20 protein-coding genes are annotated in these 22,739 nt (G+C 67.3%); 11 read left to right on the forward strand and 9 right to left on the reverse strand.

What is annotated here, in order from left to right:
* Positions 1–77: 77 nt before the first annotated feature.
* Complete coding sequence (locus BUB20358_RS13535; RefSeq protein ID WP_006765640.1) at positions 78–770, forward strand: TetR/AcrR family transcriptional regulator; 693 nt, start codon at positions 78–80, stop codon at positions 768–770.
* 92 nt (positions 771–862) lie between these two features.
* Here BUB20358_RS13535 and BUB20358_RS13540 read toward each other — a convergent pair whose 3' ends face one another.
* The 4 genes from BUB20358_RS13540 to BUB20358_RS13555 form a co-directional block, all read right to left on the reverse strand.
* Positions 863–1,837: an isopenicillin N synthase family dioxygenase gene (locus tag BUB20358_RS13540; RefSeq protein ID WP_006765639.1), complete on the reverse strand. Its 975-nt coding sequence runs from the start codon at positions 1,835–1,837 to the stop codon at positions 863–865.
* Positions 1,838–2,023: 186 nt separating this feature from the next.
* Positions 2,024–3,193, reverse strand: a complete 1,170-nt coding sequence (locus BUB20358_RS13545) for a fatty acid desaturase (RefSeq protein ID WP_006765638.1) — start codon at positions 3,191–3,193, stop codon at positions 2,024–2,026.
* 370 nt (positions 3,194–3,563) lie between these two features.
* On the reverse strand, positions 3,564–4,898 hold the full coding sequence (locus tag BUB20358_RS13550) for an MFS transporter (protein ID WP_006765637.1): 1,335 nt from the start codon (positions 4,896–4,898) through the stop codon (positions 3,564–3,566).
* A gap of 60 nt (positions 4,899–4,958) precedes the next feature.
* Positions 4,959–7,307 (reverse strand): cytochrome P450/oxidoreductase, encoded by a 2,349-nt coding sequence (locus tag BUB20358_RS13555; protein ID WP_035973812.1) that lies wholly within the window; start codon positions 7,305–7,307, stop codon positions 4,959–4,961.
* 113 nt (positions 7,308–7,420) lie between these two features.
* Here BUB20358_RS13555 and BUB20358_RS13560 point away from each other — a divergent pair, with 113 nt between their 5' ends.
* On the forward strand, positions 7,421–8,236 hold the full coding sequence (locus tag BUB20358_RS13560) for an IclR family transcriptional regulator (RefSeq protein ID WP_006765635.1): 816 nt from the start codon (positions 7,421–7,423) through the stop codon (positions 8,234–8,236).
* Between the two features lie 75 nt (positions 8,237–8,311).
* Here the strand turns inward: BUB20358_RS13560 and BUB20358_RS13565 are convergent, their stop codons facing one another.
* From BUB20358_RS13565 to BUB20358_RS13575, 3 genes are all read right to left on the reverse strand, one after another.
* Positions 8,312–9,067, reverse strand: a complete 756-nt coding sequence (locus BUB20358_RS13565; RefSeq protein WP_052688582.1) for an ABC transporter ATP-binding protein — start codon at positions 9,065–9,067, stop codon at positions 8,312–8,314.
* A complete protein-coding gene (locus BUB20358_RS13570) occupies positions 9,064–9,882 on the reverse strand; it encodes an ABC transporter permease (RefSeq protein ID WP_035975166.1) in 819 nt (272 codons plus the stop codon). Before BUB20358_RS13570 ends, BUB20358_RS13565 begins: the two co-directional genes overlap by 4 nt.
* A gap of 131 nt (positions 9,883–10,013) precedes the next feature.
* Positions 10,014–11,045: an aliphatic sulfonate ABC transporter substrate-binding protein gene (locus tag BUB20358_RS13575; RefSeq protein ID WP_035975165.1), complete on the reverse strand. Its 1,032-nt coding sequence runs from the start codon at positions 11,043–11,045 to the stop codon at positions 10,014–10,016.
* On the opposite strand from BUB20358_RS13575, the gene BUB20358_RS13580 reads away from it, so the two are divergent.
* The 8 genes from BUB20358_RS13580 (at position 11,044) to BUB20358_RS13615 (ending at position 18,121) form a co-directional block, all read left to right on the forward strand.
* Complete coding sequence (locus BUB20358_RS13580) at positions 11,044–11,352, forward strand: hypothetical protein (protein WP_123806724.1); 309 nt, start codon at positions 11,044–11,046, stop codon at positions 11,350–11,352. The genes BUB20358_RS13575 and BUB20358_RS13580 overlap by 2 nt on opposite strands.
* An 85-nt stretch (positions 11,353–11,437) precedes the next feature.
* Entirely contained in the window at positions 11,438–12,418 is a 981-nt protein-coding gene (locus tag BUB20358_RS13585; RefSeq protein ID WP_006765632.1) for an AraC family transcriptional regulator, read from the forward strand.
* Between the two features lie 103 nt (positions 12,419–12,521).
* On the forward strand, positions 12,522–13,088 hold the full coding sequence (locus BUB20358_RS13590) for a carboxymuconolactone decarboxylase family protein (RefSeq protein WP_006765631.1): 567 nt from the start codon (positions 12,522–12,524) through the stop codon (positions 13,086–13,088).
* Positions 13,085–14,188 (forward strand): acyl-CoA dehydrogenase family protein, encoded by a 1,104-nt coding sequence (locus BUB20358_RS13595; protein ID WP_045552262.1) that lies wholly within the window; start codon positions 13,085–13,087, stop codon positions 14,186–14,188. The genes BUB20358_RS13590 and BUB20358_RS13595 overlap by 4 nt, the downstream gene beginning before the upstream one ends.
* Positions 14,185–14,946: an ABC transporter ATP-binding protein gene (locus BUB20358_RS13600; RefSeq protein ID WP_035973810.1), complete on the forward strand. Its 762-nt coding sequence runs from the start codon at positions 14,185–14,187 to the stop codon at positions 14,944–14,946. The genes BUB20358_RS13595 and BUB20358_RS13600 overlap by 4 nt, the downstream gene beginning before the upstream one ends.
* A 24-nt stretch (positions 14,947–14,970) precedes the next feature.
* Positions 14,971–16,161 (forward strand): ABC transporter substrate-binding protein, encoded by a 1,191-nt coding sequence (locus tag BUB20358_RS13605; RefSeq protein ID WP_006765629.1) that lies wholly within the window; start codon positions 14,971–14,973, stop codon positions 16,159–16,161.
* Positions 16,154–16,984, forward strand: a complete 831-nt coding sequence (locus BUB20358_RS13610; RefSeq protein ID WP_035973808.1) for an ABC transporter permease — start codon at positions 16,154–16,156, stop codon at positions 16,982–16,984. Before BUB20358_RS13605 ends, BUB20358_RS13610 begins: the two co-directional genes overlap by 8 nt.
* Positions 16,985–17,224: 240 nt before the next feature.
* The gene (locus BUB20358_RS13615; RefSeq protein ID WP_035975159.1) at positions 17,225–18,121 is read left to right on the forward strand and encodes an oxidoreductase; all 897 of its coding nucleotides are present in this window, start codon (positions 17,225–17,227) and stop codon (positions 18,119–18,121) included.
* Between the two features lie 96 nt (positions 18,122–18,217).
* Here BUB20358_RS13615 and BUB20358_RS13620 read toward each other — a convergent pair whose 3' ends face one another.
* The gene (locus BUB20358_RS13620) at positions 18,218–19,120 is read right to left on the reverse strand and encodes a DUF72 domain-containing protein (RefSeq protein WP_035975156.1); all 903 of its coding nucleotides are present in this window, start codon (positions 19,118–19,120) and stop codon (positions 18,218–18,220) included.
* A gap of 516 nt (positions 19,121–19,636) precedes the next feature.
* Between BUB20358_RS13620 and BUB20358_RS13625 the strand changes: the two genes are divergently transcribed.
* A complete protein-coding gene (locus tag BUB20358_RS13625) occupies positions 19,637–21,448 on the forward strand; it encodes a RecQ family ATP-dependent DNA helicase (RefSeq protein ID WP_035975155.1) in 1,812 nt (603 codons plus the stop codon).
* Between the two features lie 354 nt (positions 21,449–21,802).
* Here the strand turns inward: BUB20358_RS13625 and BUB20358_RS13630 are convergent, their stop codons facing one another.
* The gene (locus tag BUB20358_RS13630) at positions 21,803–22,738 is read right to left on the reverse strand and encodes an NAD(P)-dependent oxidoreductase (RefSeq protein WP_045552263.1); all 936 of its coding nucleotides are present in this window, start codon (positions 22,736–22,738) and stop codon (positions 21,803–21,805) included.
* Between the last annotated feature and the right edge of the window lies 1 nt (position 22,739).

Here is a 22,739-nt window from a genome sequence, read left to right on the forward strand (position 1 = left end):
TAGCTCCCGTGTCCCGGTCGATGCGCGTACGCTGCGTATCGGGCCGGTGCGTTCATGATGAAGAGATAATATGAGCGATGCTCAGGTTTGGAAACTCGCGTTCCGGCACACCCGCAAGGCGGAGGAAATCTTTGGAAAATCAAAGTGTTACGCGTCGAAACCCGCGGCAGGCGCGCTCGCTGCACAAGGTCGAACTCATATTGGAGGCAGCGATGCAGCTGCTCGAGAGCGCCGGCCTGGAAAAGCTGACGACGAACGCGGTGGCCGCGAAGGCCGGCGTGAGCATCGGCACGCTGTATCAGTACTTCGGCAGCAAACAGGCGTTGCTCGATGCACTGGTGACGCGCGAACTGAGCGCGATGTCGGCGAAGGTCGTCGCGTCGTTACGGATGGACGCGCCTGCGTCGCCCGGCGACCGGATACGGCGTATCGTGCGGGCCGTGAACGCGACGTATGGCGGACGCAATCGCGTTCACCGCCTGCTGATCGAACATGCGTCGGCAACGCAGCCCGCCGGCCGGCTCATGCCGCTGTTCGCCGAGCTGATCGACCTGTGGACGAACGAAGGCATCGCGGCGCCGGGCGACGGCCGCCGCCGGCTGTCGCGCGCCGACGCGTTCGTGATGGTTCACTCGATCGCCGGCGTGCTGCGTACGTTGGCTGCCAGCAAAGACGCACCGCCGGCAGCGGAGGTCGAAGACGCGCTCGTCCGCATGATCGTCGGCTTCGTTTCGGGCAGCGAAGGCCGCCGGCGCCCGCCGACCGCGTGATCGGTCGATCGCACCGATACTCGGATGTGTGAACGCGCGAATCGTTGCGTCCTCAACGAGCGCAAAAGCGCTCCGGCCTGCTCGGCGACCGTTTAGCAGCGCGCTGCATCCGGCAAAGCGCGCGCCGGCTCGTCGGCGACGAACGCATAGTTGCTGCGCAAGATCGCTTCCAGATGCCGGCCATATGTCGATGTCGAATCCGACATGGGCGCCGCATCGAGATCGAGCGGCGTCTCGAGTCCGCAGTCGTAAAAGAAGGCGATCGAATAGCGGTCGGCCGCTTCCGGCGTCAACACGCGATGCGGGGTCGGCTTGATCCGGCCTCCGCTCCATCGCGCGATCACCTGACCGGTGTTCAGCACCAGCGAATTCTTCACCACCGGCACGTCGAACCATTCCCCGCGATCGGACTGCACCTGCAGCCCGCCGACGTCGTCCTGCGCGACGAACGTCAGGCATCCGTAATCGGTGTGCGGAGCCGAGCCGAAAACGTCCGGCCCACGATGCGGCACCGCCGGATAGTGAAGCAGACGCAGAATCGGGTTCGGCACGCGGAAGTAGTCGCGCAGTCCGTCGCGCGGCAGCCCGAGCATGACCGCAAAGCAAGGCAGGATCGCGTCGCCCAGCTCGATCATCGCGCGCCGATACCGTCGCGCAGCATGCTCGAACCCGGCAATTTCCGGCCACGGTTGCGTGCCGCCCATCGCCGAATTTTTCCAGTCGGGCAGCAACGATTCGGGCAAGTCGCCGAGAACGACGAACGAATCGCTGTGATTCGGCCGCTTCGCGGCGCCGAGCGTCGACGCCTTGAGCACCGACGTGTTGAGCGGCAGATAGCCGCGCAGCGTCGTGCGATAACGCATCGCCATCTTGCGCTCGAGCGGCCACGCATGAAAGCTTCGCGACGCGTCGAACAGTGCATCGACGATGTCGGCCCCGACGCCGTGATTGACGAGAATCGAGAAGCCGACGCGTGTGTGCGCGTCCAGCAGCTGCTGCATGACGTGCCGCCAGCCGGCCGCCTCGTTGCTTCGCAACGGGCTCACATCGATGATCGGTACGTTCATGTTTCACTCTCCGCGTCGTTCAGCGCGGCGAAGCGACGGCGCCGCGATACGGCGGCTGCATCGCTGAAATGCCGCGTGAGCATCAATCTATCGTCGAAAACTTAGCGATGAATTAACGCGCTTGCGGCAGCGGCGCCGAAGCGTTCACAGGCTGCGACGGCGTTGCAAAGCGCAAACGCCGCGCCGTTACCGCATGACCTTCGCGCTCGCATCGGCCAACGGCAACGACTGTATGCCGCGATCGATCGGCGCTCGATCCGCGGCGGCCGGACCGCCGGCATTGCGGAGAGCAGTTGCGCGCTGGCGTTCGCTCATGAGCGGCGCGCGTTCGACGCCGGCGGTCGATGCGTCGATCGCGCCGGCAGCGCCGTGCGCCTCCGTCGCACCGCGTCTCGCGCGCGCCGCGCCGGCTGCCGGATGAACCGGCGCGTCCGTCTCGCGCCATGCGTAGCGCTTCAGCAGCTCCCAGTAGCCGCCGCGGATCACATATCCGCCGTTTTTGTCCGCGTAGGCTCGAGCACGCCCGAGATAGACGCGCCGCAGCAGATACCACGGCAGCCCCGGAAGGTCGTGGTGAACGACGTGGTAGTTGTTGTTCAGATAGAGCAGCCGCATCGGCAGCCCGGCTTCGTTGATCGCGATGCGATGCTTCGGATCGTCGGCCGCGCGATGTTCGTACAGCGATCGGATCATCGCGACGGACAGCGCCGGCCACGTGACCGCGAGCAGGTAGTACCACCATGCGATCCCTTCTGCGCACTGCAGCCATGCGAGCAGCAGGCACGCGGCGATCGCATGCGCGAACCACGTGCGCGCATAGCGGCGATCGCCGCGACGCCACTCGCCGATCGCTTCGGCGAGCATCGTCGACACGCTCAGCGGAGGACCGACGATCAATCGGCCGACGAAGCGCTTGCGTGTCCGCCATAGGTATCGCTGCACGGCGTTCGCATCGTTCCATTGCTCGCGCAGCACGTACGTGCTTTCCGGATCGATGCCGGGCACCGTCAGCGTCGCGTCGCGATGGTGAGCGAGATGCGTGTCGCGATAGATCGTGTACGGATACCAGATCGCGAGCGGAACGCTGCCCAGCAGCCGGTTGACGAGCGCGGAGCGCGTCGGATGCCCGTGCAGCAACTCGTGCTGCAGCGACATGTGCCACGCGGACAGGATGACGAGAAGCGGCGTCGCGGCAAACCGGGGCAGCCGCCCGGCATGCATCGACATGACGACGGCAAGCCACCCGCCATGAATGACGACGACGAGAAGCCACGTCGGCCATTCGGTGCGCGCGGCGAACGTCGATCGCAAAGCGGCAACTTCGCGTGCGTGCGCGCTATCGAGGTATTCGTCCAATTCCGTTGTGCTCGAATCCGTTGCTGATCGCGCACAATCTAGGCGGGAAAAATGAGGGGAAATTGACGAACGTCCGCGCGCCGTCGGATTCGTGCCGGCGCGGGCGGCGATGGCAGCCGCCGGCCGGATGGCGACGCACGCGATACGGCCGGCGTGTCGGTGCGTTGCGCTACGCGTTCGCGGACGCGGACGCGGACACTTCGGTCGTAACCGACGTTGCGAGTGTCGCGACGATCCACTCGATCACGACGCGGACTCTCGGCGAAAGCTGCTTGTTCTGCGGATATAACAGGAACGCCGGCAACGGCGGCACCGGAGAATCGGGCAGTACCCGCGCCAGTTGCCCCATCCGACGCCGGCAGCCCCCGCTTTACGCCCGCGTCGGCCGCGCGCCCTCACCGGCTCGCACGACCGCATTACCCGCAGACGCCGGCTGAAACGCGAAGTCCTGACCGCGCGACTCGCGCGATGCGATCACCGCGACGAACGCAGGCAGCGCCATCAGCATCGCGTAACCGGCGACGAAGATCGCCGAGCCGGTATAGCTGACGAGCAGCGTGCCGACGATCGGTGCGATCGAGCCGCCGAGCACCGATGCGAGCTGATAGCTGGTCGACAGTGCGGTAAAGCGCACGCGCGTCGGAAACAGTTCGGCCATGTACGCGGCCATCGGCCCGAGAATGATGCCGTGGCAGGTCAGGCACGCGATCAATGCCAGTTGCAGATGCGCATAGTCGCTGCCCGGCGACAGCGTGAACAGCGAACAACCGGCAACCGCCGCGCCGAGCAAGCCGGCGATCAGCACCGGGCGCCGCCCGATCCGGTCCGACACGTGCGCGGCGATCAGGATCACGACGACCTCGATCGCCGATGCCCACATCAGCGCAGACAGCGCCTGCGGCCGGCTGAAGTGCAGATAGCCGGTCGCGAGGCCGAGCGCGAACGTCGAGAACAGATACAGGAACGTGTTTTCCGCGGCCTTCACGAAGAACGCCCGCGTCATCTGCCGCCAGTTGCCCGCGCACGCTTCGCGCAGCGACGCACGCTCGACCGTCTGGTGCGCGGCGGCCAGCTCGGCGAACGCCGCCGATTCCTCGACGCGCCGGCGCGTCCAGAAGCCGACGATCACGAGCAGCGCGGAGATGAAGAACGGAATCCGCCACGCCCAGTCAACGAACGCGGCATCGCCGTAGAAGCGCTGCACCATCCCGATCACGAACGCGGTCAGCACGTTCGCGAGCGGCCCGGCGAACATCGTGAAGCTGGTCCAGAAGCCGCGCTGCGTGCCGGGCATCGACTCGGCGATCATCAGGATCGCGCCGGTCGCTTCGCCGCCGACCGCGATTCCCTGCACGATGCGCAGCAGCACGAGCAGCAGCGGCGCCGCGATGCCGATCGACGCATAGGTCGGCAGCAGGCCGACGCAGAACGTGCTGATGCCCATCATCAGCAGGCTGACGACGAGCGTCTTGCGGCGGCCGATGCGGTCGCCGATCATCCCGAACACGATGCCGCCGAGCGGCCGTGCGACGAAGCCGACGGCGAACGTCGCAAGCGCGAGCAGCGTGGCCGCGAGCGGATTGCCGACGACGAAGAACTGCTTGTCGAACACGAGCACCGCGCACGCGGCGAACGCGAAAAAGTCGTACCACTCGAGCGTGGTGCCGACGGTACAGGCGAACATCAGGTTGGCACGCTTTTTCATCGCGGATGTCTCCGGTCTTTTATGGTTTGTGAGGCGCGGCGCCGCGGCGCCGCCGTGCGTTCAGAGTTCGAGAACGAGCCGCTCGCCGCCGCACGCGCGCGAACAGCAGGCCATCATGCGATCGTGCGCGTCGCGTTCGGCGCGCGTCAGCACGCTGTCGCGATGATCGACGCGACCGGCGAGCACGCGCACTTCGCACGATCCGCACAGTCCTTCGCGGCAGTCGCTCTGCACGTCGATGTTCGCGTGCTGCAACGCGTCGAGCACGGTCTGGTTCGCCGCGACCGTCAGCGTGATGCCCGAATCCTTCAGCTCGACTTCGAACGGCTGCTCTTTCGACGGATCGAGCGCCGCCTTCGTCGATACGAAGTGTTCGACCCGCAGCGCATCGCGCGGCCAGTGCGCGCAGCTCGCTTCGAGCGCGTCGAGCATTCGCGCGGGTCCGCATGCGTAGATGTGCGTGTCGTCGGCGGGCGTTGCGAACAGCGCGCGGAAGTCGTTGCGCGTCCCCTCTTCCGACACGTACACGTGTAAACGCTCGCCGTGCAGCGCGGCGAGCGTGTCGAGCATCGCCATCGACGCGCGTCGTGCACCGCTGTAGTGGATTTCGTAGTCGATGCCGCGCGCCTTCGCTTCGCGCGCCATCGCGCCGATCGGCGTGATGCCGATGCCGCCCGCAACGAAGATCGCCTTGCCGGCGTCGGCCGCGAATCGGAAGTGATTGCGCGGGCCGCGGATCTTCAGCACGTCGCCGACGCGCAGATTCGCATGCACCCACGCCGATCCGCCGCGGCTCTGCGCTTCGCGCAGCACCGCGATCTCGTACGCGTCGCGCTCGTCCGGGTCGCCGCACAGCGAATACTGGCGCGTGATGCCGGTATCGCCGCAGATCACGTCGATATGCGAGCCGGGCGTCCAGCGCGGCAGCGGGCGGCCGTCGGCGGACACGATCCGGATATGCGCGACGCGATCCGCGCACATCGAGACGCGCTCGACTTTCACCGCGCGGCTCACCGCGTGCGACGACGGCTCGCCGATGCGCACCGCCGCACGCGGCCGCAGCACCGACGGGTCGCGGCGCTCGGGGTTCAGCGCCGGGTCCCATTCGACGTACAGATGCTCGGGGCCGCGAAACGACGTGTTCGGCACGTACGTGAAGCGCTGCTCGGCAAGCTTCATGTGCGGCAGACGGCGCGTGAACTCGTCGAGGAAGATCTGCATCTCCATGCGCGCGAGATTCTTGCCCATGCACTGATGCGATCCGTAGCCGAACGTCAGTTGATCGCTCGCGTTCTCGCGGCGAATGTCGAACAGATCCGCATCCGCGAAGCGCGCTTCGTCATGATTCGCGGACGACGTGACGATCAGCAGCTTCGAGCCGGCCGGAATGTCGACGCCGCCGATCGTCACGTCCTTCGTCGCGAGCCGTCGCCATGCGGCGACCGAACCGTTGTGCCGCAGGCACTCCTCGACCGCATTCGGGATCAGCGACGGATCCTCGCAGATGTCGCGCCACGCATCGGGATGCTGGAGCAGCAGCTTCATCGCGTTGGCCGTCGCGTTCGCGGTCGTCTCGTGCGCGGCGACGATGCCCGCCATCATCATCGAATGCAGGTACGAGTCGGTGATCACATCGGGCAGCTCCTTCTGCTTGCGGATCCCGTACTGCATCCAGCCCGGCCCGGACGGATCCTCGCGCATCTTGTCGAGCACCTTGCCCGCGAACTGCCAGAACTTGCCCACCGCATGCGCGACCGCGACCTGCTCGTCCGGTTTCGGACGGCCCCACGTGTTGATCGTGTGCGCGATCGAGTATTCCCGCAGCGTATCCATGTCCTCTTCGGGCACCCCGAGAAAATGCAGCGCGACGGTGAGCGGCACTTCCCACAGCATCTGGTCGACCAGATCCGCGCGGCCGTCGTCGATGAAGCGATCGACGTATTCGCGCGCGAGCCGGCGCACCATCGGTTCGTGATGCTTCAGCGCGTCGGGCGTGAACGGGTCCAGCAGCGCGCGGCGGCGCGGCATGTGCGCGGGCTCGTCCTCGTTGACGAGCGTGCGGTTCAGCGCGAAGCCGTACGACGCGAGCACCGCGTTCGCTTCGGGGCCGGTCGGCGTGATCTTCTCGAGCGCGATCGACGGGCTGAACGTGATGTTGTCGCGAAAGATCGCCTTGATGTCGTCGTAGCGCGTGACGACCCAATAGCCGAGCTTCGGGCTGTAGAACACCGGCTCCTGCTCGCGCGCCCAGCGGACGTACTCGGGCGGATCCTGCTGATAGCCGTCGTCGAACGGGTCGAACGCGGCCGCAGCCGCGCTGACCGGACAGCCGTTCGGCGCGGTCGCACCTGTCGGCGCGGGATGAAACGGACATTTCGACGCTGATGCGTGGCGCTCCGTGGCGGACATGATTGGCTCCCGTGCTATGCTTTTGCGTAAATCTAATACGCATTGCGTAATCACACGACTGGGGTAAACCTTGGCGACCGATCGCCGCCGGTCGTCGAGCTAGAATCCGCGCTATGGAAAAAATCGCGAAAACGAAGAGGACGGCTTCCGCCGAGCGAGACCGCAGGCAGCGCGTTCAATCCGCGTCGACCGGGCTGCTCGTGCTGAAGGAACTGGCCGCGTGCGGCGGCCGCGCGACGCTGACCGCGCTCGCGGGACGGCTCGACGAGAATCCCGCGAAGGTGCACCGCTATCTGGCGAGCCTGATGGAGGAATCGTTCGTCACGCAGGACCGCGACACGCAGCAATACATGCTCGGCCCGCAATGCATCTCGATCGGGCTCGCCGCGATGCGGATGGCCGACCCGATACGGCTTGCCGAACCGTCGCTCGTGCGGCTGCGCGAGCGTCTGGAAGTGACGTGCTTCGTCGCGATCATGGGCAATCGCGGGCCGACGATCATGCGCTTCGAGGAGCCCGGCTTGCCGGTGACGGTCAACGTTCGCGCCGGCTCGGTGATGTCGTTGCTGTGGTCCGCGACCGGCCGGCTGTTCCTCGCGCTGCTCGACGAGCCGCGCGTGCGGCAGCTCGCGGAAGACGAGCTCGCATCGGCGTCGACCGAATTGCGCGCACTGCTCGATCGACGCGATCCGGTCGGCAAATTGCAGCGTGAAATCCGCACGGCCGGCGTCGCGACCGTCTGCGACACGAATCTGAAGGGGATCAGCGCGGTATCGGCACCGCTATTCGATGCGAACGGGCATATGTGCGCGGCGCTCACCGCATTGGGCGCAACGGGCGGCTTCGACGCGTCGATCGACGGGCCGATCGCGACGGCGCTGCGTCACGAGGCCGAACGGATCAGCGCCGAACTCGGGTATACGGGCTGATCGCGGACGCCGGCTTGCCGTTCACGATACCGGCGCGGCGAATTGCACGGCGACGTGACGAACCGGCTCGAGCGCTCACACCGGTTGCGCGGACAACGCGGCCAGCCGCTCGAGCAACGCCGCCCGCGGTACGCCGTCGCCCGCTGCCTGCCGGCTGCGCGGACGCGGCACATCGACGCGCAGCTCGTGCACGATGCCGCCGCCCGCGTCGTTTTGCCCAGCCTGCATCACGAGCACGCGGTCCGACAGCAGCAGCGCTTCGTCCACGTCGTGCGTCACGACGAGCGCGCCCATCCGGTGCGACGACGTGACCTGCAACAGAAGATCCTGCAGACGCATTCGCGTGATCGCATCGACCGCGCTGAACGGTTCGTCGAGCAGCAGCACGCTCGGACGCGAAAACAGGCCGCGCGCTATTGCGACGCGTTGCGCCATGCCGCCGGACAGTTCCTTCGGCCAGCGCGCGTCGATGCCGGGCAGGCCGACCTCGGCCAGCAGTGCCGCGACACGGTCGGCCGCTTCGCCGCGAGCGCGCAGCGGAAAGCACACGTTGTTCGCCACATCGAGCCACGGCAGAAGCCGCGGCTCCTGAAAGATCACGCCAAGCTCGGGCGACGGACCGTCGAGCGGTACGCCATGCAGCTTGACCGAGCCGTCGAAATCGCGATCGAGGCCGGCGACGATCCGCAGCAGCGTGCTCTTGCCGCAGCCGCTCGGACCGAGCAGGCTCACGATCTCGCCCGCGCGCACCGCAAGCCGCGTGTCGTTCAGCACCGTGCGGCCGCCGTAGCGCTTCCGCCGTACGCGTATCTCGAGCAGGGGTGCGCTCATCGTCGCCTCTCGCCGGTATCGGTATCGCGCCATACCAGCACGCGCGCTTCGAGGGCCTTCATCGCGCCGTCGGTCAGCTTGCCCATCAGCGCGAGCAGAATGATCGCGCCGAACACGATGTCGGGGCGTCCGGTTTCGCGTCCGTCGCTCAGCAGATAGCCGAGGCCGCGCGTGGCGGCGATCAGTTCCGCGGCAACGACGAACATCCATGCGAGGCTCAGACCCGTGCGCAGGCCCGTGAACAGTTGCGGAAGCGCCGCCGGCAGCAGGATGCGCGCGAGCATGCGCGCCGGGCTCAGACGATAAACGGAACCGAGCTCCACGAACTTGCGATCGACGTTGCGAATGCCGGCCACGACCGCAAGGTGGACCGGAAAGAATGCGCCGACCGCGACGAGCGCGATCTTCGGTGCTTCGTCGATACCCATCCACAGCAGCAGCACCGGCACCCACGCGAGCGACGGAATCGCGCGCAGCGCCTGGAACGACGGATCGAACAGCGCATCGAGCTTGCGGCTCAGCCCCATCGCCGCGCCGATCGACACGCCGAGCGCCGCACCGAGACCGAAGCCCGCGAGCACGCGCAGCGTACTGGCGCCGACATGGCGCAGCAGCCGCTCGCCGCCCATGTGCATCAGCGTGCCGGCGATCGTCGACGGCGCGGGCACCAGGTTGGCGGGCAGCATCTGCATCCGAACCAGCAATTCGATGGCGGCGAGAAACGCCATCGGCAATGCGAGCCCCGCCCAATGCCAGCGACGCAAGCGTTTTTCCGCGGCTTCGACGGGTGCGCCATCCGATGCGCGATTGCGCATCGCGGCGCTCGTATCCGACGCAACAGCAGCCTGTGCGGCGCTCCGCGATTGCACGTCGTGCGCGGGCACCGTGCCCGATGCGTGGCTGTCGCGCAGCGCGAGCGAGTCGTCCATCGGCATCGCGCGGTCCTTTACGGTGTGCGCGTCGACGCGACGACTGCCTGGGCGGGCCGCACGTCGATCAGCGCGTCGACGACCTGCTCCACCTTCGTGCCGGGCTTCACCAGCTGCTCCTGCGTGAGGATGGGCGCCGCGGCCTTGAGCGCCGCGATCTGCTTCGGCCCCGGCTGCGGCTGACTGAAATCGTTGCGGCTCAACTGCAGCTTCGCCACCGCGAGCGACACCTTCGATTCGCTCGCAATGATCCGTGCGGTCTCGTCCGGATGCGCGGCGATCCATAGCCGCGCCTTCTCGTAGACTTTCAGCACGCGCGCGAGCGCATCGGGGTACTGCTGGATGAAGTCTTCGCGCGCGTTCAGAAAGCCCCACGTGTTGAAGTCCACGTTGCGGTACAGGAGCCGTGCGCCGTTGTCCACTTCGGCCGCGGCCATGTGCGGATCGAGCCCGGCCCACGCATCGACCTGCCCGTTGACGAGCGCCGTGCGTCCATCGGGATGCTGGAGATTGACGATCTCGACGTCGTCCGCGGACAAGCCGGCCGTGTGCAGCGCGCGCAGCGTGAACAGATACGGGTCGGTGCCCTTCGTCGCGGCAATCTTCCTGCCCTTGAGCTGCGCAAGCGACCGGATGTCCGAGTCCTTGCGCACGACGAGCGCCGTCCACTCGGGACGCGAGAAGATGTAAACGGTGCGGATGGGGTTGCCGTTCGCCTTGGCCAGCACCGCGGCCAGTCCCGCGCTGGAGCCGATCTGGATCGCGCCGCTGTTCAGGTATTCGAGCGCACGATTGCTGCCGAGACTCAGCACCCACGTGATCTTCGTGTGGTCCGGCGCAAACGCCTCTTCGAGCCACCCGTGATGGCGGATCACGAGGCTTTCGGGCGAGTAGTACGCGTAGTCGAGCTTCAGTTCCGCCGGTACGGCGTCGGCAGCGCAGGCCGCGCGCGGCAGGACGGCCGCGCTCAGCAGCGTGAACGCGACGGCGATCAATGCGGCGCCAGCCGCCCGTGCGCGCGCGAAGGCGACGCGGCTCGATTGCTTCATGGTCAATTCCCCGGTTTTGGTCAGTCGTATCGGCGTGCCGGCGTGTGCCGTCGCGATCGGCGCGGCAACGCCTGCGCTCGACGGCATGCGATCGAGTTCACGCAGCGAGACCGACGATGCTAACGGCCGCGCGCACATCGGCGAACTGATGTTTCGAGCGAAGCAAATGACGGCGTGCGAATTGCGTTCCCCGCATGCTTCGCGCCGCTCCGGGCGCCGTTACCGGCGCGGCACCGGATGCGTTATCGCGTATGAGCATAAGCATCGAACGATCGAATCTTTGGCAGGATGGATCGCACGCGGTTAATCTGCCGCTTTCTCTTTTCCTGCTTCATGCCGTTGCGCCGCGCGCACGCCGCGTCGCCGGCAATACGTCGACGCCCTTTCCGTTCATGTCCAGCACCGTCGAAAAAGCCGCCGACTGGCTGCTGTCGGGTCTCGCGCTGAAAAGCACGCTGTTTCACGTCGGGCAGTATTGCGGCGCGTTCCGGGCGTCGACCGCCGGCTACCGGCGCGCGAGCTTTCATCTCGTTCTGCACGGCGAGTGCTGGCTGCATCTTCAGGAGCGGGACGGCCGTCCGGCCACGAGCACGCGCCTCGCCGCCGGCGACGCGGTGTTTCTGCTGCACGACATCGGCCACTGCCTGTCGCCGCACGACGCGGCGCCGACCGCGCACGATTTCCGCACGCGCGCCGGAACGATGACGCCGCTCGACGAAGTGGCCGACGCAGCACCGGGCAGCGTCGGACTGGCGTGCGGTTTCTTCGAATTCGGCTCGGACCTGGGCGACGCCATCGCGGGCCTGCTACCCGATCATGTCGTCGCACGGCACGACGATCCGCAACTCGCCGGCGCCCGCGTCGTGTTCGATCTGATCCGCGCGGAGGCGCTGCGCACGCACGAACTTCCGTCGCCGCTGCTCGAACGGCTCACCGACGTGCTGTTCTTCTACGCGCTGCGCGCCGCCGCCTGCGCCGACGAACTGGCGCCCGGGCTATGGTCGGCGATGCGCCGCCCGGAATTCGCGCCGCTGGTGAACGCGATCATCGCGCGCCCCGGCGAAGAGTGGAACACGAGCTCGATGGCCGCGTTCTGCCATATGTCGCGCGCGCGTTTCTGCAAGCAGTTCGCCGACGCATGCGGTCAGCCTCCCGCGCAGTTCGTCGCGCTGATCCGCATGAAGGCGGCTGCCGCGCTGCTTCGAAGCGGAACGAGCACGTCGCGCGCGGCCGAGTACGTCGGCTATCAGTCCGAGTCCGCGTTCGCGCATGCGTTCAAGCGCATCACCGGCATGCAGCCCGGCATGTGGCGCAGGGAAAGCGCGGGCATGGCGGCAACGGGCCGCAATACGAGCTACGCATGCGCGCACTGAGCGCACCGAGCGCGCGAGACGAATCCGCATAAAGCGTGGACGGGCGCGCATTGCTGCTTCGACGCGCGCTCGCAACAATGGGGCTTTACCGAACGAGGAAGCCATGAGCCGCCTACCGCTGCAGACCGTCGATACCGCGCCGCCCGCGAGCCGTCCGTTTCTCGAGAAATCGCTCGCGAACAACGGCTTTCTGCCGAACCTCGTTGCGTCGCTCGCGAATGCACCGGTTGCGCTCGAAGCCTATCTGACGGTGGGCGAGATCAATGCGCGCGGCGGTCTCACGCTCGCGGAGCGCGAAGTGGTGCAGATCACCGCTGCGGCGATCCACGGCTGCGGGTTCTGCGTCGCCGGGCATACCGCGGTCGCGGTGAACAAGGCGCGGCTGCCGCGCGAGCGGGTCGACGAGATCCGTAATCAGCAGACCCTGTCCGACGCACGCCTGAACGCGATCGCCGAGTTCACGCGCGCGGTGATCGCCACGCGCGGCGCCGTGTCCGACGCGGCGCTCGACGCGTTTCGCGCGGCCGGCCTGACGGACGCCAACGCGCTCGAAGTCATTCTCGGCGTGAGCCTCGCGACGCTGTGCAACTTCGCGAACAACCTCGCACGCAACGAACTGAACCCGGAACTCGCCGCGTGGAGCTGGGAACCCGCGGCGCAGATCGTATGAGCAGCGTCGTATCCGCGATCGCGCATGGCGAGCCGGCATCGGCCAAGCTCGGCGCGTGGCTCGACACCCATGCCGACGCGCTGGACACCGACGCGTCGCGCGCAGCCGACGTGCTGCCGCAACTGGCGAAGGCCGGCATCACGCGCGTCGGCGTACCCGGCTCGATGGGCGGCAGCGGCGGCACGATCGCCGATGCGATCGTCGCCGTTGCCGACGTAGCGCAGCATTCGCTCACGGCAGCGTTCGTGCTGTGGGGGCACCGGACCTTCATCGAATACCTGGTGCAGAGCGACAACGTCGCGTTGCGAAGCCGCTGGCTACCCGCGCTGCTCGCCGGGCACGTCGCCGGTGCGACGGGTCTGTCCAATGCGATGAAGTATCTGTCCAGCATCGAACCGTTGCAGATGCACGCGTCGCGCAGCGGCACCGGATGGTCGCTCGCCGGCGCGCTGCCGTGGATCACCAATCTGCGGCCGCAGGGCTTCGTCGCGGCTGCCGCATTCGAACACGACGACGGCACGCCGCCGTCGATCTTCGCGATCGCGCACGACGCGCCGGGTGTCGAGCGCAGCGCGGACCTCGACCTCGTCGCGATGCGCGCGAGCAACACCGCCGCGCTGAAAGTGAACGGCACCATACTCGACGATGCGTCGCGCATCGCCAACGACGCACGCGCGTTTCTCGTGCGCGTACGCCCCGCGTTCCTCGGGCTGCAATGCGGGATGTCGGTGGGCCTCGCGCGGCGCGCGCTTGCCGAAGTCTCCGCGGCGAACGCCGGCTCGCGCGCGGCGCTCGCGGACGAAGCCGCAGACGTCGACGCGCGACTCACGGCGCAGACGAAGCAGCTGCTCGACGGCGTGCTGAACGGTACGTTCCGCGACGAGCCGGCGGCGCTGTTCGAACTGCGGATCGCACTCGCGAAGACGGTCGAACACGCCGTCGCGCTCGAAGTGCAGGCAAGCGGCGGGCGCGGCTACCTTCGCGCGACGGGCGGCACCGCGCGCCGGGTGCGCGAGGCGTCGTTCGTCCCGATCGTCACGCCCAGCCTGGTGCAGCTGAAAGCGCAGCTTGCCGCCTATTACCGGACGGCCGCACGATGAGCGGCGCCCGCATCGCCGTCAATGGCGTGTCGCTCGCGTATGCCGCGCACCGCGTGCTGCACGGCGTCGAGCTGACAGTCGAGCGCGGCGAACTCGTTGCCGTACTGGGCCCGAGCGGCTGCGGCAAGTCTTCGCTGCTGCGTGTGCTCGCCGGCCTCGTGCGGCCGACGGCAGGCGCCGTCCGCATCGACGACGTGCCCGTGACCGGCCCGCGGCCCGACGTTGCACTTGCGTTTCAGCAGTCGTCGCTGCTGCCGTGGCTGAGCGTCGAGCGCAACGTCGCGTTCGGGCTCGCGTTCAAGCGGCAGCCGCGCCTGTCTCGCGCGAGCCGCCGCGCGCGCGTGCTCGACGCACTACGCGAAGTCGGCCTCGAGCACGTGCGCTCATGGCACCCGTCGCAGCTTTCCGGCGGCATGGCGCAGCGCGCGGCGCTCGCGCGCAGCCTCGCACGCGAGCCGCGCGTACTGCTGCTCGACGAACCGTTCGGCGCGCTCGACGAAGTAACGCGGGCCGACATGCAGCGCCTGCTGCTTGCCGTCGTGCGCCGCACCGGCGCATCGACCGTGCTGGTCACGCACGACATCGACGAAGCGCTGCTCGTTGCCGACCGTATCGTGCTGCTCGGCGAGCGCGGCACGCCGGCAGCGCAATGGGCAGTTGACGTGCCGCAGCCTCGAGAAGTGCAGCTCGACAGACTCGACCCGCTGCGCATTCAGATACGCACGGCGTTGCAGCGGGTCATCGCGCGCGCTGCATGAAGCCGTCCACCATCGGGGAATCTCATGTGTCAGTTATCGATATCGCGCCGCGAATGGTTGAAGCTCGCGGCCATGTTCACCGTGGCCGGCGCCGCACCGCTGCTGCGCGCGCTGGACGCACGCGCGGCCGCCGAACCCGATGCGCCGGTACGCATCGGCTATCTGCCGATCACGGACGCCGCGCCGCTGCTGGTCGCGCACAACAACGGCTATTTCGACGCGGCCGGCCTGCGCGCCGAACGGCCCACGCTGTTACGCAGCTGGGCGCAGCTCGTCGAAGCGTTTCTGTCGGGCCAGGTCAACGTCGTGCACCTGCTGTCGCCGATGACGATCTGGGCGCGCTACGGCAGCCACGCACCGGCGAAGGTCGTGGCGTGGAATCACGTCAACGGCTCCGCGCTTACCGTCGGTCCCGACATATCGACGCTCGCGGACCTGCGCGGCAAGACGGTTGCGGTGCCCTTCTGGTACTCGATCCATAACGTGGTGCTGCAGGACTTGTTGCGTGCGCAAGGGCTTCAGCCGGTCTTGAAGAAGGCGACGTCGATCGGACCGAACGAAGTCAACCTGGTCGTGATGGCGCCGTCGGACATGCCGCCCGCGCTGGCGGCGCGCCGGATAGCCGGCTACATCGTCGCCGAGCCGTTCAATGCCGCGGCGGAGCAGCTGGGCGTCGGCAAGATTCTGCGCTTCACCGGCGACGTCTGGAAAAGCCACGCGTGCTGCGTCGTGTTCATGCACGAGCAGGATCTGACGCAGCGGCCCGAATGGTCGCAGAAGGTGGTAAACGCACTCGTCAATGCGCAGCTGTGGACGCGCGCGCATCCGCAGGAGGCCGCCGCGCTGCTGTCGAAGGAAGGCGCGAATCGCTACACGCCCCATTCGCCGCAACTGCTGGCGCGCGTGCTGAGCCCGGCGCCCGACGACGGCGCGCGCTACCTCGGCGACCGCGCCGTGCTCCACGCGGACTGGCACCAGAAGCGCATCGACTTTCAGCCGTACCCGTACCCGAGCTACACCGAGGAACTGGTACGCCGGCTCAAGTCGACGCAGACCGAAGGTGCCGGGCAGTTCATTGCAGGCCTCGATCCGGCTTTCGTCGCACGCGATCTCGTCGACGACCGCTTCGTGAAGAAGAGCATCGAGGCCGCCGGCGGCATGAAGGCGTTCGGGCTGCCGAACGGCTTCTCGCGCAAGGAGACGATCGTTGTCTAGCGTCGTCGCTCAACGCGCGGCCCACGGGCGTCGGAGCGCGGCGTCCGCGCGCGGCGGATCGCGCGCGCGCGCCGTCGTGCTCGGCACGAGCGGGCTGCTTGCCGTGATCGCGCTCTGGTGGCTCGCGGTCACGCTCGCCGGCACCCGCAATCCGATGGTCGCGCAGTTCGCACCGCAACGCACATTGGCGGCGCTGCCTGCGCTGGTCGCACAGGACCAGCTCGTTATGCACGTCGCGACGAGCGTCAAGCGCGTCGCCGTCGGCCTCGCGTGGGCGCTCGTCGTCGGCGTCCCGGCCGGGTTTGCGATCGGGCGGCTGCGCTGGCTCGAGCAGATGCTGTCGCCCGCGATTCAGTTTCTGCGCATGGTATCGCCGCTGTCGTGGATGCCGATCGCCGTCATGTCGCTCGGCGTCGGCGACCGCGCGGTGTACTTCCTGCTCGCGTTCTCGGCCGTGTGGCCGCTGCTGATGAACACGGCTGCCGGCGTCGCGCAACTGGATCGGCGCTGGATCGAACTCGGCGACAGCCTCGCTGCGACACGCATCGAAATGATCTGGCACATCTACGTGCCGGGCATCGCCGCACACGTGCTGACGGGCGTGAGGCTCGCGATCGGCGTGCTGTGGATCGTGCTCGTGCCCGCCGAAATGCTGGGCGTGAGCGCGGGGCTCGGCTATCTGATTCTCGATACACGCGACCGTCTCGCCTATTCCGAACTGACCGCGGTGATTCTCGTGATCGGCGCGCTCGGCTTCGCGCTCGATCTTGCGGCGCGCGCGCTCGCGGCGCGGTTTCATCGCGGCGCGTCGCAGAGAAACTGAAACGGCCGGCGCTTCAGTCATACAATTGCACGTCGACGCTGGAGCGACGCCGCGCGATTGCCGTCGACGGTCGCGTGCAGATGGAACGACGACGCACGTGCCGGCTTGCTGCAGTTTCCCGGCCGGCAGGATCGGCGTGCATCGCGCGACGTATGCCGCCGCGTCCACCGCGTCGGCGATTTTTTTGCTTGCCGTCGCACTGCGCCGGCATCCGGCGGACGACCCGACAGGATGAACGCAATGGCAAAATCCGACTACCCGACCGTCGCCCTCGTAGGCCCGGGCGCAATCGGCACGACCGTAGCCGCGGCCCTGCACGAAGCCGGCCGCACGCCGGCGATCTGCGGCCGCTCGGCGCACGAGCAACTGACGTTGCGCTTCGACGGCGGCGAGATCGTCGTACCGGGGCCCGTACTGACCGATCCTCGACCGGTGAAGACGAGGTTCGATCTCGTGTTCGTTGCAGTCAAATCGACGCAGACCGCGAGCGCGGCACCGTGGGTCTCCGCGCTGTGCGATGCGAACACCGTTGTCTGCGTACTGCAAAACGGCGTCGAGCAGCAAACCACGTTCGCGCCGTATGCGGCCGGCGCGACGGTCGTGCCGTCGGTGGTCTGGTTTCCCGCGCAACGCGAATCGGGTTCGTCGGTATGGCTGCGCGGCGAACCGCGGCTCACGCTGCCCGCTACGCCGGCGACCGACGTGGTGGTCGCGGCTTTGCGCGGCACGCGATGTTCGGTCGAGGTCGCGCAAGACTTCGTCTCGCTCGCGTGGCGAAAGCTTCTGCAGAATGCCGTGGCCGGGCTCATGGTGCTGACCGGCCGCCGCGCGGGGATGTTCTCGCGAAGCGACATTACCGAGCTGTCGCTCGCCTATCTGCGCGAATGTCTCGAGGTCGCGCGTGCGGAGGGCGCGAAGCTGGGCGACGAAGTGCCGCAGCAGATCGTCGACGCGTTCCATCGCTATCCGCCCGATCTCGGTACGTCGATTCTTGCCGACCGGCAAAGCAACCACGCGCTCGAATGGGACTGCCGCAACGGCGTCGTGCAGCGATACGGACGATCTCACGGCATTCCGACACCAATCAGCGATCTGGTCGTGCCGCTTCTGGCCGCCGCCAGCGACGGTCCGGGCTGACGGCGACGAACCGGCATTCGGTCCGACCGGGCGGACGCTCACCGCAGGCCGCTCCGATCAGCTATACCGACAGCGCGATCCATACGGCGACGTCCGTCATCGCGTGCCGCTGCCCGCGCCGACGAGCCGCATCAACGTTCCGGCGTTGCGCACTCCGACGTCGCAGTAGCAGTTGTTGAACACGACGTGCGTATGCGCGGTGCGCGCCGCCACGTCGACGATCGGTCCGGCAAGGTCTCGCAGTTCGTCGTCGCTGTATTCGTAGTTGAACCGTTCGGCCACCGACGCGGACCCGTTCCAGGTCGACGCATTGCGGCCGTGCAACCGCACGATCACGAGCTTCGGCGACGTCACTTCCCAGATCGAATGCACGCGGTTCGTCACGCCTTCCGGCGCATCGACGATCACGTGCACGATTCCGCGCTCCCGCTCCATCGCAAGCGTCGACTCACAGTGCTTTTCATCGAACCAGCTTTCGTGCCGGAATTCGAACGCGGTGAGCAGCGGATACATCCGCTCGGCGCAGTGCCCGACGTGCGCGAGCGACTTCGGTGCCGCGGTGATCCAGTGCGGAAACTGAAACAGCACCGCGCCGAGCTTGCCGGCCTCGTGGAGCGGGCGCAGCGCCTCGAAGAAGCGCGACCACAATTCCTCGACGATCGGCGCCGGCACGTCCTTGTAGTACAGGTTCTTCTTGCCGTTGTCCGGCAACTCCGCCTGCAGATCCTTCGGAAAGAACTTGCGCTCGGTCTGGTGGCCGGTGAACAGGCGAAACGCCTTCATGTCGAACACGAAGCCCGGCGGCGTCCGCTCGACCCATAGCGCACTATTCGCGGCGCTCGGCATCGCATAGTACGAGGAATCGACCTCGACCAGCGGAAAGACGCTCGCGTAATGCCGCAGGCGCGCGTCCGCGCTGTTGCAGCCCGGCGGATAGAACGCGCCGGATTCGATCAGCGTCTTGTCGGTCCACGAAGCCGTTCCCACCAGAATCGACATGGCAGCCTCCAGTTGGCCGGGCCCGCCGGCAGCCGTGCTGCGCGGCGGCCCGATCTTTTGCAGCGACCTGCATATCTTCGGTTTCCGATCCATCGTTTCGCGCCGGTCGAAAAGCGGAGCGATCGGCGTCTCGTCGAGACTTCGAGCGTACGTACGACGTCCTTTTGTATCGCGTCGCGCGCACCGTCGGCGCACGACGCGCGTGTCGCTGCAAAATGCGTTCCCGCCTCCCGTCCTTGTCGCGTCGCTGCTCGCCATGCGTTACAACGTCGGCCTCGATGCAGGCAAAGGCGTCGCGGTATCGGCACGTGACAAAAAACCTGACGATCGGCTTCGAGGTCGACCGCTTTCGGCGCTCCTCCCGTGCGTTTGCGGCGTTCGCCGCCGTCTCCGTGGCTGTGCGTCATCTTCGCGCCCGGCTACGCCCGAAGCGGCCGGCAATCGAACCGCATTGCCACACCCGCCGTCCGGCACACGCCTTGCGCAAGCATCCCGCGATCACAGGCGGGGATGCACATGACGGTGAAGATGCAGCTGCGCGACATGCGCAAGACCATGCGCGAGCGATTCGGGATTGCGCGCCTGCGCGGCGGACAAGAGGACATCATCCGCAGCGTCGCGGCACGGCGCGACACGCTGGCCACGATGCCGTCCGGTGCGGGCAAGTCGTTGTGCTACCAGTTGCCGGCACTGCATCTGCACGGCGTGACCCTCGTCGTGTCGCCGCTGATCTCGCTGATGAAGGACCAGGCCGACAAGCTTCGGGCGCTCGGCATCGACTGCCTGCTGCTGAACAGCACGCTGAAGCGCAATGATGAGCAATCGGCGTTGCAGGCGTTGCGCGAGGGCCGCACGCGCATCGTCTTCGTGACGCCGGAACGCCTCGCGCAGCCCGCGTTCGTCGACGTCCTCGCCGGTCGCATGCAGCTGCCGGTGGAACTCGTCGTCGTCGACGAAGCGCACTGCGTGTCCAAGTGGGGCCATGATTTCCGGCCGGCATTTCTCGACATCGCGCATGCGGTGGAGACGATCGGTGGGCCGCCGGTCCTCGCGCTCACCGCCACCGCGACGCCGGAAGTCGTCGAAGACATCGTGCACGCGTTGCGGCTGCGCGAGCCCACGATCGTTCGCACGGGCACGTACCGGCCCAACCTGCATTACCGCGTGATTCATACGGGAGCCGGTCACGGGCGCCGCGAAGCTGCGCGCGCGCTCGAACTGAAGCAGCAGCGGCTGCTCGATCTGGCCCGCGAACTGCAAGGCTCCGGCATCGTCTACGTCGCCACCGTGCGCGACGTGCAGCGCGTATGGGCGTGGCTCGCGGCGAGCGGGGAAAGCGTGGCGCGCTACCACGGGCGGCTGACGGCCAACGAACGCCGCGAACAGCAGGACCGCTTCATGAATGGGGACGCACGCCTGATCGTCGCGACGAACGCGTTCGGCATGGGCATCGACAAGCCGGACGTGCGCTTCGTCATTCACTACCAGATCCCCGGCAGTCTGGACGCGTATTACCAGGAAACGGGGCGCGCCGGGCGCGACGGCGACAACGCCGATTGCGTGCTGCTGTTCGACCTCAACGACCGGCGCATTCAGCAGTTCTTCCTCGCGGGCAAATATCCGGACGCCGAGCTGGTAGTGCAGGTGTTCGACGCAATCGCGGGGACGGCAAGCGGCGAGCGGCATGAAGCCGCGTCGCCGGCCGCCGCGCCCGTGTCCGGGAAAGCGCTCGCGGAAAAGCTGACGGACGTTCCGTCCGGCAAGCTCGACGTGGCGCTCGCGATGCTGATCGATGCACGCATCGTTCAGCGCGATCGTCAGCATCGCTACCGGCTGCGCCACGGCGCCGAACCCGCGCAATTGCGCGACGCGATTCCGGCTGCCGCGCAGCAATTCCAGCAGATGCGCGAGCGCGATCGCGACGCATTGCAGCGGATGATCGACTACGCGCAAAGCGCGCGCTGCCGCTGGCGGCTTATGCTCGAGTACTACGAGGAACACACGAAGATCGAACGCTGCGGCACGTGCGACAACTGCGTGCATCCACCGCACGCCGAGCCGCTCCCGGAAGTGCATTCGCCGGCGGCGATCGCGCGCCGCCGTACCGCGCGCATGGCCGAGCAAAAGCGTGGGTGGGCTCGCGGAGAAAAGGCGCGGGTCGCGCGTTTCGGTGTCGGCGAAGTGGTCATGTCGACCGACGAGCAGGTCGCGATCCTGTTTCCCGACGGAAACGTGCGTACGTTCGTCGCGAATCGCGTGCGGCACGTGCGAGAGGCCGAGCAGCGCGACGGCGATGCACGGGACGCGGCAGCGAGCGTCGATGCGTAGGCATGCCTTCTTGGCAACGGCGGACGTCGCCGGCTGTCGGGCCGATTCGGCCTGCGCTCTGTCGCTTGCGACTTACGATTTGCGACTTACTGCTTACGGCTTGCTGCATACGCTTGCGGCTTACTGCTTACGGCTTACGGCATACGCTTGCGACTTGCGGCTTACGAGAGAAAGTGACCCTCGCCTGCCGCCCTCGCTTCCAACCTCGCAACTCGTGGCCGAGGCCGCGATACGGTCGATGTGGCCGCAATGCATCGTTCCCGGTCGGCACGATGCCGCACGGCGAGCGCGCCGACAGCGACACACCGACGTAGCCCTCCAGTCCCCCGATCGACGGCCCCGGCGACGGCTGCACTATGAACGGCTTTCCGGCTGCATTGCCGATGCAGCAAGCGATCCGTCGTCGTCACCCGTCGGCGCCGCGATCAGCACATCGGCCAGTTTCAGAACCGGACAATGCGCGCCGGCATCGGCGACGGCACCGCGGTACGTATCGGTGACGGCCGCCGCGATCGCATGCGCGGCGTCGACGCCTTTTGCCATCGCCGAGTAGTAGGACAGATCCTTGAACGCGTTCGCCATATGGAACGGCAGCGCGGACGTGTCGCCCGTCTCGAGGAACGGACGCAGCCGGTTCAGCGCCGCCCCGCCGCCACCGCCGTTCGCGAGCACGTCGGCGAGCACCGCGACGTCGACGCCCGAGCGCTTCGCACACGCGACGGCTTCCGACAGCAGCGCGATGGTCCCGAGCGACACATAGTTGTGCAGCAGCTTCATGCTGTGACCGGCGCCGACGTCGCCCACGCGCGTGATGTTTTCCGCGAAGCATGCGAGCACCGGCCTGATCTCGGCGAACAGCTCCGGCGTCGCGCCGACCAGCAAATTGAGCCGGCCCTCGTGCGCCTCCCTCGCGCCGCGTGTCATCGGCGCGTCGACGAAGCGGCCGCCTGCCGCTTCGACGAGCCGCGCCATTCTGGCCGTCGACTCCGGAACGGCGGTCGAGCAATCGACGACGATCGCGTTGCCTTTCAAGCCGGACAGCACGCCCTCTTCACCGGTGAGCACCGCTTCCACTTCCGGAGAGCCGGTCACGCACAGAATGACGACGTCCGATTCGACTGCCAGTTCGCGCGCGGTGCGCACGGCCCGCGCGCCGCCGCGCAGCAGTTCGTCGAGCGGCTGGTTGCCCGGATGCTCGACGACCGTGAGCGGATAGCCGTGCTTCAGCACGTTGCGTGCAATGCCATGTCCCATCAAACCCACACCGATCAGGCCAATCTGCTGTTTCATG

Source organism: Burkholderia dolosa (genome assembly GCF_902499135.1).
Taxonomy (GTDB): Bacteria; Pseudomonadota; Gammaproteobacteria; order Burkholderiales; family Burkholderiaceae; genus Burkholderia; species Burkholderia dolosa.

Excerpts from the sequence above, each read along its gene's own strand:
- BUB20358_RS13535 (WP_006765640.1), top strand. The coding sequence starts at position 78 with ATGCTCAGGTTTGGAAACTCGCGTTCCGGCACACCCGCAAGGCGGAGG.
- BUB20358_RS13540 (WP_006765639.1), bottom strand. The coding sequence starts at position 1,837 with ATGAACGTACCGATCATCGATGTGAGCCCGTTGCGAAGCAACGAGGCG.
- BUB20358_RS13550 (WP_006765637.1), bottom strand. The coding sequence starts at position 4,898 with ATGAAAAAGCGTGCCAACCTGATGTTCGCCTGTACCGTCGGCACCACG.
- BUB20358_RS13555 (WP_035973812.1), bottom strand. The coding sequence starts at position 7,307 with ATGTCCGCCACGGAGCGCCACGCATCAGCGTCGAAATGTCCGTTTCAT.
- BUB20358_RS13560 (WP_006765635.1), top strand. The coding sequence starts at position 7,421 with ATGGAAAAAATCGCGAAAACGAAGAGGACGGCTTCCGCCGAGCGAGAC.
- BUB20358_RS13565 (WP_052688582.1), bottom strand. The coding sequence starts at position 9,067 with ATGAGCGCACCCCTGCTCGAGATACGCGTACGGCGGAAGCGCTACGGC.
- BUB20358_RS13570 (WP_035975166.1), bottom strand. The coding sequence starts at position 9,882 with ATGCGCAATCGCGCATCGGATGGCGCACCCGTCGAAGCCGCGGAAAAA.
- BUB20358_RS13580 (WP_123806724.1), top strand. The coding sequence starts at position 11,044 with ATGGTCAATTCCCCGGTTTTGGTCAGTCGTATCGGCGTGCCGGCGTGT.
- BUB20358_RS13575 (WP_035975165.1), bottom strand. The coding sequence starts at position 11,045 with ATGAAGCAATCGAGCCGCGTCGCCTTCGCGCGCGCACGGGCGGCTGGC.
- BUB20358_RS13585 (WP_006765632.1), top strand. The coding sequence starts at position 11,438 with ATGTCCAGCACCGTCGAAAAAGCCGCCGACTGGCTGCTGTCGGGTCTC.
- BUB20358_RS13590 (WP_006765631.1), top strand. The coding sequence starts at position 12,522 with ATGAGCCGCCTACCGCTGCAGACCGTCGATACCGCGCCGCCCGCGAGC.
- BUB20358_RS13595 (WP_045552262.1), top strand. The coding sequence starts at position 13,085 with ATGAGCAGCGTCGTATCCGCGATCGCGCATGGCGAGCCGGCATCGGCC.
- BUB20358_RS13600 (WP_035973810.1), top strand. The coding sequence starts at position 14,185 with ATGAGCGGCGCCCGCATCGCCGTCAATGGCGTGTCGCTCGCGTATGCC.
- BUB20358_RS13605 (WP_006765629.1), top strand. The coding sequence starts at position 14,971 with ATGTGTCAGTTATCGATATCGCGCCGCGAATGGTTGAAGCTCGCGGCC.
- BUB20358_RS13615 (WP_035975159.1), top strand. The coding sequence starts at position 17,225 with ATGGCAAAATCCGACTACCCGACCGTCGCCCTCGTAGGCCCGGGCGCA.
- BUB20358_RS13620 (WP_035975156.1), bottom strand. The coding sequence starts at position 19,120 with ATGTCGATTCTGGTGGGAACGGCTTCGTGGACCGACAAGACGCTGATC.
- BUB20358_RS13625 (WP_035975155.1), top strand. The coding sequence starts at position 19,637 with ATGACGGTGAAGATGCAGCTGCGCGACATGCGCAAGACCATGCGCGAG.
- BUB20358_RS13630 (WP_045552263.1), bottom strand. The coding sequence starts at position 22,738 with ATGAAACAGCAGATTGGCCTGATCGGTGTGGGTTTGATGGGACATGGC.